Genomic DNA, 15,503 nt, shown 5'->3' with positions numbered 1-15,503 from the left:
CTCGGGCCGCCGACCGCTGACGCAACGCCCTTCCCCTCCCGCGTCGAACCCCGACGCATGACCACGCGCGAGTTCGACGGGATCCGGTTGGAGAAGGTGCGCGAGCACGTCTGGGAGATCCCCCGCGAGGGCGACATGAACGTCCCCGCGCGGGTCCTCGCCAGCGAGAACCTACTGGAAGAGATCGGCGACGACGACTCGCTCCAGCAGCTGAAGAACGCCACGCACCTGCCCGGCATCGTCGAGCCCGCGCTCTGTATGCCCGACGGCCACCAGGGGTACGGCTTCCCCGTCGGCGGCGTCGGCGCGATCGACGCGAAAACCGGCTGTATCTCTCCTGGAGCAGTTGGTTACGACATAAATTGTGGCGTAAGAATGTTAAGAACGAACCTCGCCTACGACGACGTGCGCGGCCGCGAGGAGGAGCTCGTCGACGCGCTGTTCGAGGCGGTCCCCTCCGGGCTCGGCGGCGGCGGCGTGATCGACGGCACCGCGGACGCCATCGAGGGCGCGCTCGAGCGCGGCGTCGAGTGGGCCGTCGAGGAGGGGTACGGGATCGAGAGCGACCTCGCGCGCTGCGAGGACGAGGGACGCCGCCCCGACGCGCGCCCGGAGTACGTCTCCCAGAAGGCGATGGACCGCGGGCGCAACCAGCTGGGGTCGCTCGGCTCGGGGAACCACTTCCTCGAGGTCCAGCGCGTCACCGACGTGTTCCGCGATGACGTGGCGGAGGCGTACGGCTTAGAAGAGGACGGGATCGTCGTCCTGATTCACTGCGGAAGCCGCGGGCTCGGCCACCAGACCTGTAACGACTACCTCCGGCGGATCGAGAAGGAACACGGCGACCTGCTCGACGAGCTGCCCGACAAGGAGCTGGCGGCCGCGCCCGCCGGCTCCGAGTTAGCCGAGGAGTACTACGGCGCGATGGGCGCGTGCATCAACTTCGCGTGGGTGAACCGCCAGCTGATCACCCACCAGGCCCGCGAGACGTTCGGCGAGGTGTTCGACGCCGACCCGATCGACAACCTCGGGATGGAACTGCTGTACGACGTGGCGCACAACATCGCGAAGAAGGAGACCCACGAGGTCGGCGTCGACGCCGAGGGGCGCCCCGCCGTCGGCGACGAGGCGGTCGACCGCGCGGAGCGCGAGCTGTACGTCCACCGCAAGGGCGCGACGCGCGCGTTCCCCGCCGGCAACGCGGACGTGCCCGAGACCTACCGCGACGTCGGCCAACCCGTCATCATCCCCGGCAGCATGGGCGCCGGCTCGTACGTCCTCCGCGGCGGCGAGGAGTCGATGTCGGTGTCGTTCGGCTCGACCGCCCACGGCGCCGGCCGCCTGATGAGCCGGACGCAGGCGAAACAGGAGTTCTGGGGCGGCGACGTTCAGGACGACCTCGAGGACGGCCAGCGGATCTACGTGAAGGCCCAGTCCGGCGCCACCATCGCCGAGGAGGCCCCCGGCGTGTACAAGGACATCGACGAGGTGATCCGCGTCAGCGACGAGCTCGGCATCGGGGACAAGGTCGCCCGGACGTTCCCCGTCTGTAACATCAAGGGGTAGCTCGAGTCGCCCGCGGGGACCGTTCTCCACATCCTTATCACCCATACCGCGGCCACTCCGCGCCGAGATGTCGAGCCACTCGCGGGACGGCGACGCGCACGGAGGGCCGACCAGACGAACGCTTCTCGGCGGAACCGCGGCCGTCGCGGTCGGCGGCCTCACCGGCCTCGGCCTCCTCACCGCGTCGAGCCGACCGGCGGCCGCGGTCGACGGCGACCCGGCCGCCTTCGAGGCGGGCGACGCGCCGACGGTCACGAGCAACGACGGTCGGATCGAGTCGGTGTACCTCTCGCCGGCCCTCGAGGTTTCGTGGACCGACTTCTCCGAGGGCGTCGAGCGCGTGACGCTCACGCTCGCCGTCGGGAGCGACGACGGCGTCGACGAGGTGTATCGGGAGACCCTGACGGCCGCCGACCCGGACGCGACGCCCGGGGATGTCGCGTCGGTCGGGAGGCCGGAGAGCGACCGATCTGAATCCAAGCCCGACGCGCCTCCCGACTTCGACGCCGTCGACGGCGCTCTCACCGCGCGGTTCGAGCGCGCGGACGCGACGGAGCACGGCGACGCCGTGACGAGCGAGTCGCTGAGCGCGCCCGATATCGGCGGCGGTGAGACGGCGACGACGACGCTCGACGTCGTGTTCCGCGCGGACATCGCCGGCGGCGGCGAGGAGGTGGCCGTCGTGCGGACGACGACCGTCGACGTCGCGGTCGAGAACCCCGACGGCGACGCGACTGCGGGCGGGTCGGTCGGGATCGACACCGCGTAGCGGGGAGCGTCGAGGCGGTGCCGCGCCGCTCCGTCAGCGCCACCTCGCCGCCCCGTCACCGCCACCTCGTCGCTCCGTCACCGCTCTCGCTTCGCCTCTCGACCGAGGTGCTCCTCGACGGCGTCGACCTTCTCCGCGGCGGTCCCGTCGCTCGCCCGCTTGTCGTCGATTTTTAAGACCGTCGAGACCCGGTCGCCGTCGACGGCCTCGTGGGCGGCCGCCGCGGCCGCGAACAGCGTCTCCGCGTCCTCGGCCTCGATGACGGTCCCCATCGGGTTCGTCTCGTAGCTCACGTCGAAGTCGTCGAGCGCGGCGACGGCCGTCGCCACCTCCTCGGCCATGCTCCCCTCGATCACCGGCGCGACGCTCAGCATCGCGATGGCTGTCATGCTCGCGAGTGCGAGGCGAACTCACTTAAGCGGTCGCGCGGTCGACCGCTCCGCGGCCGAGAGCGACTCCGAGCGGCCGCCTAGTCGAGCGCGTCGCGCAGGAACGAGAGCTGGTGTCCGACCGCGCCCTCGAAGTCCTCGCCGAACACCGAGAAGTGGTCCGCGGGCATGGTGACGACGGTCCCCGGGAGAGCCGCTCGCCGGCGGCCGCGACCGAGTCGGCGTCGACGATCTCGTCGTCGGTGCCGGCCAACAGCAGCGTCGGCGCGTCGATCTCGTCGAGCCGCGTCACGGGCCGGTAGCCGACGAGTCCCAGCAGCGACCGCGCCGGCGTCTCGTTGCGCCACGCCGACTCGCGGTCGACGAGGTCGATATACTCCCGCTTCGTCCCCGGCTCGGTGATCGCCGCGCATTCCTCGGTCCCGCCGACGATGGGGACGGTGCGGCCGCGACCGATCCGGTGGCCGAACAGGTCGCGGAGCCCCGTCACGCCGGAGCGAAGGAGGTACCGCCCGCCGCGTCGCAGGGCGATCGCTCGGCCGTCGAGCATCGGGACGAGCCCGACGACCGCGTCGACGTCGCGGCGCTCCGCGGCGAGCGTGAGGACGTGCCCGGCCGACAGCGACGCCCCCCACAACACGAGGTCGTCGCCGACATCGTCGACGCGGTCCGCGCGATCGATCGCGCCCTCGTACGCCGCGCGCTGGCGGTCGAGGTCGACCGCCTGCGAGTCGCCGTCGGAGGCGCCGAACTCCGGGTGATCGAAGAGGAGGGCGGCGTAGCCGGCGTCGGCGAACCGCTCCGCGACGGCGGGGTAGCCGAAGGTCCGCTCCGCGCCGAGCCCGGGCGCCATCACGACGACCGGGGGGTCGTCCGCGTCGCCGCCGGGTAGGTACAGCGTCCCGCGGCAGGTCGCGCCGTCGACATCGAACGCGACCGCGCGGGTGGCGAACCGCTCGCGGGCCGGGCGCGAGAGCCGGCGCTGCGCGCGGTTGACCGGATCGCGGCGGGTCACCGGTCGGCCTCCGCGTCGGTGTCGGATCTGTCGTCGTCCTCGTCGCCGCCCTCGGTCTCGTGGCTGACGGTGTCCAGCACGCGGGTCGAGAACTCCGTCTCGGAGATCTCGTAGCTCGCGAGCGCCTCGAACCACTCGGCCTCGGCGCGCCACGTGCCGAGGACGTCGCCGGGGGCCCGCACGACCGTCCCTTCGACGCGGACGGGGTCCCACTCGTCGGCCTCGGCCTGCTCGATGAGCGCGTTGAGCGCGCGCCCGATCTCGCCGCGGTGGATCTCGCGGCCGGGGAACGCGGTCATGTACGTCAGCTCCAGCGGGTCGCCCCCGTCGATGGACTCGACGCTGACGCCGTAGCTCCTGAGTTCCGGCTCCAGATCGGCCGTCCGCTCGTCGCCGGTCATACCCGATCCGTCGGCGGGGCGGGATAAATCGGTACCGGCACGCGACCGAGCGGTCGCTGGAAGGGTAATCGATCGAAAGCCGCGGACGGGGGGCGACCGCCGAGTGGCGGCCGCGGTTGGGTTGTCAGAGGCACACGATTGTCCCGCGCGGCCGACTGGCAATAATCCGTGGAGTGATATAAACGCTCGGGCCCGGGTATCATTTATGCGGCTCCCGTCCCTGTGTCGAGTCACATGCTCACCGCGGCCGCGACGGCGCTGACGCGAACCGACGACACCGCGGGCGTCGTCCTCGTCGGCGGGTCCGTGACCCTGCTGGGGTGGATCCTCACGGCGCTGTGGCTCGTCGGCGTCCTCTTCGTCAGCCCGGCCATCGCCGTCGCGGCCCCGGTCGCGTTCGCGCCGTCGCTCGTCGCGCGCGGCTACTTTGTCCGCGTGACGCGGAGCGCGATCCAGTCCGGAGACGGAGCCGGCGCGCCGTCGCTCGTCGCCTGGGGAGAGCTGGTCAGGGACGGCCTCAAGTCGGCGCTGCTGTCGGCGGCGCTGCTCGCCCCGCTCGCGGGCGGTCTCGCGGTCGCCGGCGGCGCCGTCGCCGCGCTCGTCGCCGGCCCCGTCGATCCGGGGTCGACCGCGACCGCCGTCGAGTCGGCGCTCGGTCCGAACAGCCCGGTCGCCGTCGCGGTCGTCGCCGTCGGTCTCGTCGCCGCGCTCGTCGGCGCGTACCTCCTCGCCTTTGCGTACGTCCGCCCCGCAGCCCTCGCAGCGTTCGCCGCGTCCGGGCGGCTCAGGGACGGCCTGAACCCGCGGACGGTGGCCGGCGTCGCCGCGACGGGCTCGTACGCCACCGGGTGGACGCTCGCGGTCGGGGCGCTCGCGGTCGGCTACGCCGTCGCGGCGCCGACGGTGCCCCTGATCGTCGGCGTCGCGCTCGCCTTCCTCGCCCGCGTCGTCGCGCACGGGCTCTACGGACGGGGAGCGGCGGCCGCGCTGCGTGAGGGTTTGAATCGGGACGCCGCGGCGCGGCCGGCGGTCCGGACGCACCGCGACGCCGCGCATACCGAGAGCCGAACGGGTCGCCGCGCGGACGCGACTCCCCGTGAGGGCTCGAATCGCGGCGCGGGCGTGGGCCGTGCCGCCGACCGTGACCGGGAGATCGGTCGCGCGCGCAACGACCCTCCGGCCCCCGTCGTGTCGGGCGACGGCGGGCGGCCGATGCGGAGCGAGCCGCCGGCCGCGGTTCAGGTCGGTCGCGGCGTTCCCGTCGACGAGGCTGGCGCCGCCGGCGGAGACGACGCGGGCGATGCGGACGACGCGGACGATGCCGGCGGCGCCGAATCGGACGGCGACCCGGCCGGCGGCTTCGAGTGGGGGCCGTCGCTCGCCGACGCGGAAGGCAAGCGTTGATACGGCCGCGAGCGAACGCCCGGGCATGCGAATCTCCGAGCGGGGGTACGGCGAGGAGGGCCGGGAACGGCTCACGCTGGTCCCCGAGAACGTCGACGACCTCTGGCACCTCGCGCACGTCCTCGAGCCCGGGGACCTCGTCGAGGGCGACACCACCCGACGGATTCAGCGGAACGACGACCAGATGCGGGACACCGGCGGGCAGCGCGAGCACATCTTCGTCACGCTGGAGGTCGAGGACGTCGAGTTCGCGCGGTTCGCCAACCGCCTCCGCGTCTCCGGGATAATCGTCGGCTGCTCGCGGGAGGACCAGCTCAACGCCCACCACACGCTCAACGTCGAGGAGCACGACGAGATAACCGTCGAGAAACACTTCAAGCCGGACCAGACCGAGCGGTTGGAGGAGGCGACCGAGGCCGCGGAGAACCCCGACGTGGCCATCGCGACCGTCGAGGAGGGCGCGGCGTACGTCCACACGGTCCAGCAGTACGGCACCGAGGAGTACGCATCGTTCACGAAGCCGACCGGCAAAGGCGAGTTCTCGCGGCCGCGCGAGGAGCTGTTCGCGGAGCTGGGCGAGGCGCTCGCGCACCTCGACGCCGACGCGGTGATCCTGGCCGGGCCGGGGTTCACCAAGCAGGACGCGCGCGATTACATCGACGAGGAGTACCGGGACCTCTCGGACCGGATCACCACGGTCGACACCTCCGCCGCGGGCGACCGCGGCGTCCACGAGGTGCTGAAGCGCGGCGCAGTCGACGAGGTTCAAAAAGAGACCCGCATCTCGAAGGAGGCGAGCCTCATCGACGAGCTGACGGAGAACATCGCCAAGGAAGAGAAGGCGACGTACGGCCCGGACGACACCGCCGAGGCCGCCGAGTTCGGCGCGGTCGAGACGCTGCTCGTCGTCGACGAGCGCCTCCGCACGGAGCGCCAGGGCGACGGCGACTGGGAGATCGACGTCAACGAGGTGATCGAGTCGGTCGAACAACAGGGCGGCGACGTGGTCGTCTTCTCCTCGGAGTTCGCCCCCGGCGAGCAGCTCTCGAACCTCGGCGGCATCGCCGCGATCCTCCGCTACCGACTCCAGTGAACGGCTGACTAGTCGAAATGCGGTGGCGCGTGCCCGTGAGCGGCCGCCTGCGGCGGCCGCGAACGGCACCGCGCGAGGGAGTCGGTGGCGGTCGAGCGAAGCGAAGACCGCCAGCGACGAGGCTGGGGAGGCGTGAGGCGCGGGGCTGTGCGGGGTGGGACTCGAAGGGGCAGCCGGGAGGGCGGCGCAGGCGACGTAAGCACTGGAAGGAGCGAACGTAGTGAGCGACTGAAGCGCGCAGCGAGCGTGCGCCGCCCTCCCGGCTGGGGCTTCGGCGGTCGTGTTCGTGTCGATCGCTGGTTTATAGGGAACGTTGTCATACAGCCGAGCGGCTGGGGCTTCGGCGGCGTTCGTGTCGATCGCCGATTTATAAGGCCCACCTTCGTACGGCCGAGCGGCTGGGGCTCCGCCAAGCGCGGTCGTAAAGTCGTTCGCAGCGCCACCGGTCACGTATGGCGTTCGGGGAGGGCCATGACCTTATCAGAGCGCGTCGCCAACCTCGGATCGATGGCGGACCGATCCGGCGGCGACGAGCGCGTCTCGACGACCGCCGACCGCGAAAGCGCCGACGACGTCGACGCTGACTCGTCCCCCGGCGACGCCGAAGCTCTCCCCGACGACCTCGACGCCGGCGTCGACGAGGAGGTGAAGCGCCGCCTCCGCGAGGCGTATCTCAACGACGAGGAGAACGCGCTGATCGTCACCCGGGTGCGCTCCGTCGGCGACCGCGTCGCCGTCGAGATGCGCCCGCCGCACGGCGACGCCACCCACACCGAGCGGTTCGACGCGCCCCGGGACGGGTCGCTTCAGGAGTCCGAGGAGTTCCTCGAGTTCTTAGAGGCCGCGGGCGTCTCGCCGCTCGACGTCGACGAGCTCGTCGGGACCCGCGTGCCAGCGACGTACGACCCGGAAACGGGCTGGCGGGTCGACGCGGCGTACGGGGGCGAGTCGGCGGCGGCCGGCGAGAACCGGTTCGCGGACGCTCGCGACTGGCTGTGGACCTACCGAACGTGGCTGCTCGCCGCGCTGCTCGTCGGCGGCGAGTTAGCGTTCGTCGCCGTGGTCATTCTGTTGTACGGGTGACCGCCGACGTCGGCTGATCTTGAAGTGACGGGGGACGCTATCGAACCGCATGGTCCGACGCTCCGAGACCTGTCCGAACTGCGGGCACAGCTTCAGCTACAACGCGGCGACCGGCACCGGCCCGACGGAGTTCTTAAACGAGGGGCAGTGTCCGAACTGCGGCCACCACGTCAGGACGCCGCCGGGGACGTGAACGACGCGGAGAGTCGGTTCGCGGCGAACGCGGTCGTCACTTGCCCCAGAACGGGTCCCGCTTGCGTCGCGTCTCCAAGTAGCCTTGGAGCGCCTCGCGCTCGTCGGCGGTGATCTCCTCTTTTAACTCCTGTTCGAGGATCTTCGCGTGCTTCTCGGGCACCTCGGTCCAGAGCGTGTCGCCCTCCTCGATGTCGCGGCCGACCGTCGGCCCGTCGATGGCGATGCTGACGCGCTCGCCGGAGCGCGCCTCGTCGACGTCGTCGCCCTGCTTTTGAATCCCCGAGAGGCCGCCGACGCGCTCGAACTCGTTGCCCTCGAAGAAGCCGACGTTGCGGTTGTTCTGGAGCGTGCCGGAGATGACCTCGACGCCGACGACGGCGGGGTCGTTCTGCCGGAACGTGTGGTCGGGGAGGATACGGAAGCGGGCGGGGCGAACCACCTTGTCCAGCACCGTCTCCTGTTGCGCGCGCTGCTTCTCCTCGACGTAGCGCTCGTAGTCCTCGACCAGCTGGTAGATGACCTCGTTTTTGAACAGCTTCACGTCCGCGTTCTCCAGGTCCGACTCCGCGTTCTGGAGGAGGTCAACGTTGAAGCCGAGGATGGCCTTGTGCTCGTCCTGATTCGCGGTCTCCGCGACCGCGATGTCGCGCGGCGCGATGTCGCCGACCTCCGCGCGCAGGATGGGGACCTCGGCCTCGCGGAGCGCGTTCGCCATCGCCTCTAAGGAGCCGAGGGTGTCCGCCTTGACGACGACGCCGTTGTCGGCCGTCTCGACCTCGATCTCGGCGAGCTCGGCTTTTACCTCCTCGACGACCCGGTCGACGGTACGGTCGCGGACGACGCGGACCGGCGCGCCCGCCATCGCCTGGTCGAGGTCGGGCGCGGCGATCTTCACGCCGGCCGCGGCCCCGATCTCGCCGACCTTCTCGAACTCCTTCTCGGTCCGGATCTCCGCGAGCGGCCGCGGGCGGAGCAGCGCGCGGATCTCGGTGACGATCGGCTCGTCCTGCCCGCCGACGACGACGGTGTCGCCGTTGCGGATCACGCCGTCGTAGACGACGGTGTCGACGGTGGCGCCGAAGCCGCGCTCGTCTTTCACTTCGAGGACCGTCCCCTCGCCGGGCCCCGTGACGTCGATCGCCATCTCCTCTTTCATGAACCGCTGGGAGAGGCCCATCAGGACGGTGAGGAGGTCCGGGACGCCCTCGCCGGTGAGCGCCGACAGCGGGACGACGCCGATGTTCTTCTGGAAGTCTTGGACGCGCCAGTAGAGATCGGCGGAGAAGCCGGCGTCGGAGAGCTGACCGATGATCTCGTAGAGGTTCTCGTCGAGCATCGACTTCGCGCGCTCGGACTGCGCCTCCATGCTTCGCTGGATCGGCTCGCCGTCCTGCGGGTTCCAGCCGGGCGTCGTGTCCACCTTGTTGGCGGCGACGACGAAGGGGGTCCCCGTCCGGCGGAGGATGTCGATCGCCTCCTCCGTCTGCGGCTGGAAGCCGTCGTTCACGTCGACGACCAGCACCGCGATGTCGGCGAGGGCGCCGCCGCGGGCGCGCAGCGTCGAGAAGGAGTGGTGCCCCGGCGTGTCAATAAAGAGGAGTCCGGGTAAATCGAAGTCCGACGGGTCGATCAGCTCGCCCGCCATCCCGGAGATGGTGTCGAGCGGGATGTCCGTCGCCCCGATGTGTTGGGTGATCGCGCCGGCCTCGCCCTCGCTGACGGCGGAGCCGCGGATCGTGTCGAGCAGGCTCGTCTTGCCGTGGTCGACGTGGCCCAGCACGGCGACGATGGGGGTTCGCAGGGTGTCCGCGTGTGTGTGGTCGGTCATATGTGATCGCCCCGAGAAGGTTATATCGACTGTTCCGCCCGGGCGTCAGTTAAGCCTTTCAAAATGCTGCGACGAACCGGAACGTCGAGAGCGCGCCCGTGTCCGTCGCCCGTCCGGTGACGAAGGCGCGCCCGCGTCCGTCGTCCATCCGGTGACGAACGCGCGGCCGCGTCCGTCACCCGTCCGACGCCCCGTGGCGTTTAATACCGTCGCCCGGGACCGTGAGGGTATGGTCGACATCCTCGCGGAGAACCTGTCCGGGAAGGCGGTGATGAGCTCCGACGGCACGGAGCTCGGGGACCTGTACAACATCACGATGAACCTCGAGTCCGGGGAGCTGAACCACCTCCTCGTCAGCCCGCACGAGCAACTCAGGCCCGAACGCGTCGACTTCGACGTCGACGAGATGGGGCGGCTCCGCGTCCCGGTCGCGAACGTCCAGGCGGTGAAAGACTACATCGTCGTCGCCCGCTGATGCAAGTCCTCGACTCGTCCGCGTTCATCCACGAGTACACGACCGACGAGGACGTGGTCTCCATCCCGGCGGTCCACGACGAACTCACCGGCGAGGTGGCGCTCCGCTTCGACGCGATGGAGGGCTCCGGGATGACCGTCCACGTGCCGGCGCCGGAGGCGGTCGACCGGGTCCGCCGCGCCGCGAAGGGGTCGGGCGACGCCGCGGAGCTTTCCGACACCGACATCCGGCTCATCGCGACCGCCTTGGAGCTTCACGCGACGCTCGTCACCGACGACTACGCGATGCAGAACGTCGCCGAGCGGCTCGACCTCCCGGTCGAGGCCATCGCTCGCGACGGCATCTCCGAGGAGCGCGAGTGGCGCTTCCAGTGCGTCGGCTGTAACCGCACCTTCGACGAGAACAAAGAGCGGTGTCCGATCTGCGGCAGCGACCTGACGCGGAAGAACCCTGCCTGACCGCGCCCTCGACGCTTCCTGCGAACCGCGAACCCGCATGCGGGCAATTCGCACGCCACCGACCGATTGAACAGGCGCCCCGCAGACCCTCCGGCATGAACGCTTTCGAGGAACTGTCGCCGGACGCCCTCCGCGCCGGGCGGGCGGACGCGCTCGACGACGCCGTCGCGACGACCCTGGCCGCCCACCCGCTCGACGGGGTCGAGACCGAGTACCCGCACTACCAGGGGACCGTTGAGGGGCCGGAAGCGCCCCCGCGCCCCACGGAGGACCATCCCGTGTTCTACGGCTGCTTCGACTGGCACTCCGCGGTCCACAGCCACTGGGCGCTCGTCCGCGCGCTGCGGCTCGCCCCGGATCACCCGGACGAGGCCGCGATCGTAACCGGCATCGACGAGCGACTGATCCCCGAGAACGTCGCTCGCGAGGTCGACTACCTCGACGAGAACCCCGGCTTCGAGGAGCCGTACGGCTGGTCGTGGCTGCTGCGCCTCGCCGCCGAACTCGCCCTGTGGGACGACCCACGCGCCGACGCGTGGCACGAGACCCTCCGCCCGCTGGAGCAGCGAGTTCGCCGCGGGACCCGCGAGTCGTTCCTCGGCATCGACCGGGCGCACCGCGTCGGCACCCACGGCAATACCGCGTTCGCGCTCGCGGGCGTCCTTGACTACGCGCGGGTCGTCGGCGACGCCGATCTGGAATCGGAGACGGAAGCGACCGCTCGCCGCCTCTACGCGAACGACACCGCCGCGGTCGTCGGCGCGGAGCCGGTCGGCTGGGACTTCCTCTCGCCCGCCCTGACGGAGGCGGACCTCATGCGACGCGTCCTCGACCCCGACCCCTTCGCGGCGTGGCTCGACGACTTCCTCCCCGACCTCACCGAACCCCCGCACGACGCGCTGCTCGCGCCCGTCGACGTCGAGCCCGACGAGGGCGACGGCGCCGCGATGCACATGATCGGGCTCAACGTCTCCCGCGCGTGGTGTCTCGCCGGACTGGCCGACGGGCTGGACGGGCGAGACGGCCCGGCTGCGACCCGGCTTCGCGAGCCCCTCAACGCCGCGGCGCGCCGGCACGCCGAGGCGGGGGCCGCGGACGTTCTCACCGACGACTACGCGGGGTCGCACTGGCTCTCGTCGTTCGCGCTGTACCTGTTGACGCGGAACGAGGACGGGATCGCGCCGGGGGCGTGCTAGTCGGCTCCCGGTCGGAATCAGTTCAGTCGGCGTCCGGCGGAGCCGGGTCGGTCGCGCTTGCCGGCTCCGGGGTGTCCTCCTCGTTCGTTCCGACCGAGTCCTGGTCTGCGATGCCGAGGGCGTCGTCGGAGAGGTCGCTGCCGTCGAGCCGCGGGACGCGCTCGCGGAGCCGGGCGGCCGCGGCCCGGGCCTCCGCGAACTCCACCTCGGCGAGCGCGCGCACCAGCGCGGCGGCCCGCTCCGCCCGGGCGCGCTGCCACGACTCCTCTCGCGACTCGTAAGTGCGGATCGCGCGCAGGAAGTCGGCCTCGGAGAACTCCGGCCAGTAGGGCGCACAGAAGTAGACGGCGGCCTCGTTGCCGTTGGCGTGCCACGGGAGGAAGTTCGAGGTCCGCTCGTCGCCGCCGGTCCGGACGATGAGGTCCACGTCGCGGATCGGGCGGTCGTAGAGGCGCTCCTCGACCGTCTCGACGTCGACGTCGTCGGGGGCCATCTCGCCGGCGTCGACGTCGCGCGCGATGGCGCGGGCGGCGTCGAGCAGTTCGGTTCGGCCGCCGTACGCCAGCGCGACGTTGAGCGTGAAGCGGTCGTTGCCGGCGGTGCGCCGCTCCGCGTACTCGACCGCGTCGCGGACGCGCGGGGGGAGCCGGGGCACGTCGCCGATCGCCCGGACGCGGACGCCCTGCTCGTGGACGCGGTCGGCGTCGGCGAACTCGCGCAGCTTGCGCTCCAGCAGGTCGAAGAGGGGCTCCAGCTCCTCGTCGGGGCGCTCGAAGTTCTCGGTGGAGAAGGCGTAGAGCGTGAGCTCAGAGACCCCGAGGTCCGCACACCAGTCGAGGACGCGCTCGGTGGTGTCCGCGCCGGCGCGGTGGCCCTCGGGCGCGTCGTCGCCCTGCTCGCGGGCGTACCGACGGTTTCCGTCCTGAATGACGGCGACGTGGTCGGGAACGTCGTCGATCTCGCGGCGGAGGTGTCGTCGGTACGCGCGTCCGACGAGGCCGCGGAGTCGGTTCAGCATCTTCCCTGACTCAGACGGCCGAGCGGTATGTACTTTTATGCTCCGGCCGGTCCTCCGGCCCGCAGATGGAGGCCGCCTACGTCTTCCGCGTCGCCGTCCGGCTCGACCCGCCGGACGCTACCGTCGACCCGGACCGCTTCGAGACGACGATGGAACTCGCGGCGAGCGAGCCCGGGACCGACGGCTGGCTCTTCTTCCGCGACCGCCTGTGGCGCGGCGAGATCGGCGACGACCCGTCGTTCCGAAAGCTGGCGGAAGAGCGACTGGGCGTCGCTCCCGCCGCGAGCGTCGAGGTCGTCGCCGCCGACTTCCGGGAACTCCGCACCAACCAAGCCTATCTCGACGCGCTGACGGACGCGATCGCCGCGGATCTGACTCGTTTCAACGCCGACTCCGTCGACGAGGTCCTCCACAAGTACCTCGGGTCGTCGGTCCACGTCCGGGGGAGTAACCGTCTCACGGTCGGATGCGCCCGTACTCGGGACGGAGTTATACTCGAACGCGTCGCTCGCGCCGGCACCAAAACGTCGTTCGTCCCGGCACGGCGGCCACAGGCATTTTCCCGGCCGCCGTTTTTTCCCCCGGTATGGTCGACCCGCTTCGAGACGCCCTCCCCGCGGTAACGCTGGTCGTCGTCGTCCTCCTGGCCGGCTGTTCCGGATTGCCTGCCACGGACCGACAGGAACCGACTCCCGAACCGACGGTCGAGAGCTTCTCGTATCCGTCAGGGTGGTCACAGGACGGAATTGCGGATCTCTCGGTCGCACTGGAAACGCACGACGCGACGGTGAGCGACACCTCCCGTCGGAGTCGGTTGCGCATCACGGACGAGGACAGCAACCGCACAATAGTGAGAACGGTAGACGCCGACGCCGGCACCGTCTCAGTCCGGTGGGTCGACACGGAGTTCGGCGGGGACATCCACGCGTACTACAGCGCCGAGGGCGTGTTCGAGTACGACCGAACGACGGGAGAGATACACCGGAATCCCGACGAAAACTGGACGCAGGCCCGCGTCGGCTCGCACGAGGGGGTACGACGGCCCCTGTCGGAGCTCGACGTGAACGCGACCGAGACCGTCACCGTCGAGGGGGAGACGGCGGTCAGGTACAACGTGACCGGCATCGAAGACCCCGTCAGCGTTCCGGCCGATAGCGCGACCGGGCACGTCGTCGTTACCGAGAAGGGGTACATCGCGGAGTACGACGTCACGAGGGGAAACGACGGGTTCACCCGGCAGACGAGATACGAGGTCTCCGAGTTCGGAACCGCGACGGCGACCCGACCGGAATGGATGCCCGACGAGTAGCCGTGTTCGGCCGTCGGCTCCGCGTCGTGTCGACCGACCGTCCGAGGCGCGAATGAGCGCGGTCGCGCCGCTGCCGTCGGCCGATCGGTGGCCCTCGTCCGATCCGTCCTCCGTGGCACCCGGTCGCCCGGCCCCAAAACGCACTTACCGACCGGCGGCCTACGGTCGTTCCCATGACCGTCGCCGACTACGATTTCCACCTGTTCGACCTCGACGGGACGCTCGTCGACGCCGAGTGGGAGTACACCCGCGCGGTGTTCGACCGCGTCGGCGACCGGTTAGGCCGCGAGTTCTCGGACCGGGAGGCGCGCGTCCTCTGGCACGGGCTCGGCGGCTCTCGCGCCGAGACCCTCCGCGGGATGGGCGTCGACCCCGACGCGTTCTGGCCGGCGTTCCACGCCGTGGAGGACCCCGTCGCCCGCGCGGAGGCGACGTACCTCCACGACGACGCCGCGCGCCTGCTCGACCGCGTGAGCGAAGTCGGCGGGCCGACCGGGCTCGTTACCCACTGCCAGGAGTTCCTTGCGGAGCCGGTCCTCGATCACGTCGACCTCGACGACCGGTTCGACGCGGTCGTCTGCTGTACCGACGAGACGGGGTGGAAGCCGGCGCCCGACCCGATCGAGGCCGCGATGGGCGTGCTCGGCGTCGACCCGAACCGAGGCCGCGGCTACTACGTCGGTGACGGCGAGAGCGACGTGGCGGCCGCCTGGAACGCCGGCCTCGACGCGGTCCACGTCGAGCGCGTCGGCCACGACGAGCGCGGGCGGTGCGTCCTCGGCGACCGACGCGTGAGCCGCCTCGACGAACTGGTCGGCGGCAACGGTAGCGATGCCGGCCGCCGCGGCGGCGTGCGCGTCGATTCCGACGGCGCGGTCGACGCGTCGTGAGCAATTTATCAGCCCGCGGGGCGAGGCGCCGACCATGACCAAGTGGTTCCACAGCGGCCGTCGTCGCGACCTCTGCGCGCTGCTGTACGACCACGGGGAGCTGCGCGCGCAGTCGGCGAAGAGCCGGCTCGAATCCCACTACGACGAGCGGATCGACCCCGGCTCCTTCTACGGCACCCTCTCCGCGCTCGTCGAGGCCGGGTACCTCGACCGACGGACCGAGGGAATCGCCGACGTGTACGCGCTCACCGACGCGGGCGAGGCGGCGCTGCTCGACCACTACGCGTGGCTCGGCGAGCGGATCGAGGGCGGCGGCGGAAGAGAGAACGTCGTCGACGGTTCGGAGGGTGGCGACGAGCCCGAACGGGAAGCGGAACGCGACCGCTCGGACCTCAAGGATTAACAACTTTGCCG

General features: G+C 71.0%; 16 protein-coding genes and 2 pseudogenes. 13 read left to right on the top strand and 5 right to left on the bottom strand.

Translation table 11 applies throughout. The features are described 5' to 3' along the window. Positions 1–57: 57 nt before the first annotated feature. Positions 58–1,566: an RtcB family protein gene (locus tag J7656_RS05335; protein WP_211554322.1), complete on the top strand. Its 1,509-nt coding sequence runs from the start codon at positions 58–60 to the stop codon at positions 1,564–1,566. Between the two features lie 67 nt (positions 1,567–1,633). After that, positions 1,634–2,335, top strand: coding sequence for a hypothetical protein (locus tag J7656_RS05330; protein ID WP_211554321.1), 702 nt, complete (start codon positions 1,634–1,636; stop codon positions 2,333–2,335). A 77-nt stretch (positions 2,336–2,412) separates the two neighbouring features. On the opposite strand, the gene J7656_RS05325 is transcribed toward J7656_RS05330, so the two are convergent. The 3 genes and pseudogenes from J7656_RS05325 to J7656_RS05315 all read right to left on the bottom strand — a co-directional run bounded on the left by J7656_RS05325 (position 2,413) and on the right by J7656_RS05315 (position 4,140). After that, a complete protein-coding gene (locus J7656_RS05325) occupies positions 2,413–2,724 on the bottom strand; it encodes a thiamine-binding protein (RefSeq protein WP_211554320.1) in 312 nt (103 codons plus the stop codon). Positions 2,725–2,804: 80 nt separating this feature from the next. After that, positions 2,805–3,739, bottom strand: a pseudogene (locus J7656_RS05320) (alpha/beta hydrolase). After that, entirely contained in the window at positions 3,736–4,140 is a 405-nt protein-coding gene (locus J7656_RS05315) for a DUF8159 domain-containing protein (protein WP_017344253.1), read from the bottom strand. The pseudogene J7656_RS05320 and the gene J7656_RS05315 overlap by 4 nt, the downstream one beginning before the upstream one ends. Before the next feature lie 234 nt (positions 4,141–4,374). Here J7656_RS05315 and J7656_RS05310 point away from each other — a divergent pair, with 234 nt between their 5' ends. The 4 genes from J7656_RS05310 (at position 4,375) to J7656_RS05295 (ending at position 7,913) form a co-directional block, all read left to right on the top strand. Then, entirely contained in the window at positions 4,375–5,544 is a 1,170-nt protein-coding gene (locus J7656_RS05310; protein WP_017344252.1) for a DUF4013 domain-containing protein, read from the top strand. 25 nt (positions 5,545–5,569) lie between these two features. Then, positions 5,570–6,637 (top strand): mRNA surveillance protein pelota, encoded by a 1,068-nt coding sequence (locus J7656_RS05305; RefSeq protein WP_017344251.1) that lies wholly within the window; start codon positions 5,570–5,572, stop codon positions 6,635–6,637. A gap of 507 nt (positions 6,638–7,144) precedes the next feature. Then, positions 7,145–7,720 carry a hypothetical protein gene (locus J7656_RS05300; protein ID WP_017344250.1) on the top strand — a complete coding sequence of 192 codons (576 nt, stop codon included), beginning with the start codon at positions 7,145–7,147 and terminating at the stop codon, positions 7,718–7,720. Between the two features lie 49 nt (positions 7,721–7,769). Beyond that, the gene (locus tag J7656_RS05295; protein WP_017344249.1) at positions 7,770–7,913 is read left to right on the top strand and encodes a CpXC domain-containing protein; all 144 of its coding nucleotides are present in this window, start codon (positions 7,770–7,772) and stop codon (positions 7,911–7,913) included. Between the two features lie 36 nt (positions 7,914–7,949). Here J7656_RS05295 and infB read toward each other — a convergent pair whose 3' ends face one another. Continuing rightward, positions 7,950–9,743, bottom strand: coding sequence for a translation initiation factor IF-2 (gene infB / locus J7656_RS05290; RefSeq protein ID WP_017344248.1), 1,794 nt, complete (start codon positions 9,741–9,743; stop codon positions 7,950–7,952). A 229-nt stretch (positions 9,744–9,972) separates the two neighbouring features. Here infB and J7656_RS05285 point away from each other — a divergent pair, with 229 nt between their 5' ends. The 3 genes from J7656_RS05285 (at position 9,973) to J7656_RS05275 (ending at position 11,872) form a co-directional block, all read left to right on the top strand. After that, positions 9,973–10,218, top strand: a complete 246-nt coding sequence (locus J7656_RS05285) for a PRC-barrel domain-containing protein (RefSeq protein ID WP_017344246.1) — start codon at positions 9,973–9,975, stop codon at positions 10,216–10,218. Next, on the top strand, positions 10,218–10,676 hold the full coding sequence (locus tag J7656_RS05280; protein ID WP_017344245.1) for an NOB1 family endonuclease: 459 nt from the start codon (positions 10,218–10,220) through the stop codon (positions 10,674–10,676). The genes J7656_RS05285 and J7656_RS05280 overlap by 1 nt, the downstream gene beginning before the upstream one ends. A gap of 95 nt (positions 10,677–10,771) precedes the next feature. Next, positions 10,772–11,872, top strand: coding sequence for a DUF2891 domain-containing protein (locus J7656_RS05275; RefSeq protein ID WP_211554319.1), 1,101 nt, complete (start codon positions 10,772–10,774; stop codon positions 11,870–11,872). Positions 11,873–11,894: 22 nt separating this feature from the next. Here the strand turns inward: J7656_RS05275 and uppS are convergent, their stop codons facing one another. Then, positions 11,895–12,890, bottom strand: a complete 996-nt coding sequence (gene uppS / locus J7656_RS05270; protein ID WP_211554318.1) for a polyprenyl diphosphate synthase — start codon at positions 12,888–12,890, stop codon at positions 11,895–11,897. Between the two features lie 65 nt (positions 12,891–12,955). Here uppS and lwrS point away from each other — a divergent pair. From lwrS to J7656_RS05250, 4 genes and pseudogenes are all read left to right on the top strand, one after another. After that, positions 12,956–13,333 (top strand): annotated as a pseudogene (gene lwrS / locus J7656_RS05265) (LWR-salt protein); the annotation flags it as partial. A gap of 143 nt (positions 13,334–13,476) precedes the next feature. Beyond that, complete coding sequence (locus J7656_RS05260) at positions 13,477–14,199, top strand: DUF7537 family lipoprotein (protein WP_017344241.1); 723 nt, start codon at positions 13,477–13,479, stop codon at positions 14,197–14,199. A gap of 173 nt (positions 14,200–14,372) precedes the next feature. Continuing rightward, a complete protein-coding gene (locus J7656_RS05255) occupies positions 14,373–15,089 on the top strand; it encodes an HAD family hydrolase (protein ID WP_017344240.1) in 717 nt (238 codons plus the stop codon). A gap of 34 nt (positions 15,090–15,123) precedes the next feature. Then, positions 15,124–15,492, top strand: a complete 369-nt coding sequence (locus J7656_RS05250; RefSeq protein ID WP_017344239.1) for a PadR family transcriptional regulator — start codon at positions 15,124–15,126, stop codon at positions 15,490–15,492. Positions 15,493–15,503 lie beyond the last annotated feature (11 nt).

This window comes from Halorubrum ruber, assembly GCF_018228765.1.
Classification (GTDB): domain Archaea; phylum Halobacteriota; class Halobacteria; order Halobacteriales; family Haloferacaceae; genus Halorubrum; species Halorubrum ruber.
This window is presented reverse-complemented; position numbering and strand designations above follow the sequence as displayed.

Bases quoted from the DNA above. Each gene is read 5' to 3' on its own strand.
- uppS (WP_211554318.1), bottom strand. From the start codon at position 12,890: ATGCTGAACCGACTCCGCGGCCTCGTCGGACGCGCGTACCGACGACAC.
- J7656_RS05315 (WP_017344253.1), bottom strand. From the start codon at position 4,140: ATGACCGGCGACGAGCGGACGGCCGATCTGGAGCCGGAACTCAGGAGC.
- J7656_RS05275 (WP_211554319.1), top strand. From the start codon at position 10,772: ATGAACGCTTTCGAGGAACTGTCGCCGGACGCCCTCCGCGCCGGGCGG.
- J7656_RS05280 (WP_017344245.1), top strand. From the start codon at position 10,218: ATGCAAGTCCTCGACTCGTCCGCGTTCATCCACGAGTACACGACCGAC.
- J7656_RS05285 (WP_017344246.1), top strand. From the start codon at position 9,973: ATGGTCGACATCCTCGCGGAGAACCTGTCCGGGAAGGCGGTGATGAGC.
- J7656_RS05330 (WP_211554321.1), top strand. From the start codon at position 1,634: ATGTCGAGCCACTCGCGGGACGGCGACGCGCACGGAGGGCCGACCAGA.
- infB (WP_017344248.1), bottom strand. From the start codon at position 9,743: ATGACCGACCACACACACGCGGACACCCTGCGAACCCCCATCGTCGCC.
- J7656_RS05325 (WP_211554320.1), bottom strand. From the start codon at position 2,724: ATGACAGCCATCGCGATGCTGAGCGTCGCGCCGGTGATCGAGGGGAGC.
- J7656_RS05300 (WP_017344250.1), top strand. From the start codon at position 7,145: ATGGCGGACCGATCCGGCGGCGACGAGCGCGTCTCGACGACCGCCGAC.
- J7656_RS05255 (WP_017344240.1), top strand. From the start codon at position 14,373: ATGACCGTCGCCGACTACGATTTCCACCTGTTCGACCTCGACGGGACG.
- J7656_RS05295 (WP_017344249.1), top strand. From the start codon at position 7,770: ATGGTCCGACGCTCCGAGACCTGTCCGAACTGCGGGCACAGCTTCAGC.
- J7656_RS05260 (WP_017344241.1), top strand. From the start codon at position 13,477: ATGGTCGACCCGCTTCGAGACGCCCTCCCCGCGGTAACGCTGGTCGTC.
- J7656_RS05310 (WP_017344252.1), top strand. From the start codon at position 4,375: ATGCTCACCGCGGCCGCGACGGCGCTGACGCGAACCGACGACACCGCG.
- J7656_RS05335 (WP_211554322.1), top strand. From the start codon at position 58: ATGACCACGCGCGAGTTCGACGGGATCCGGTTGGAGAAGGTGCGCGAG.
- J7656_RS05250 (WP_017344239.1), top strand. From the start codon at position 15,124: ATGACCAAGTGGTTCCACAGCGGCCGTCGTCGCGACCTCTGCGCGCTG.
- J7656_RS05305 (WP_017344251.1), top strand. From the start codon at position 5,570: ATGCGAATCTCCGAGCGGGGGTACGGCGAGGAGGGCCGGGAACGGCTC.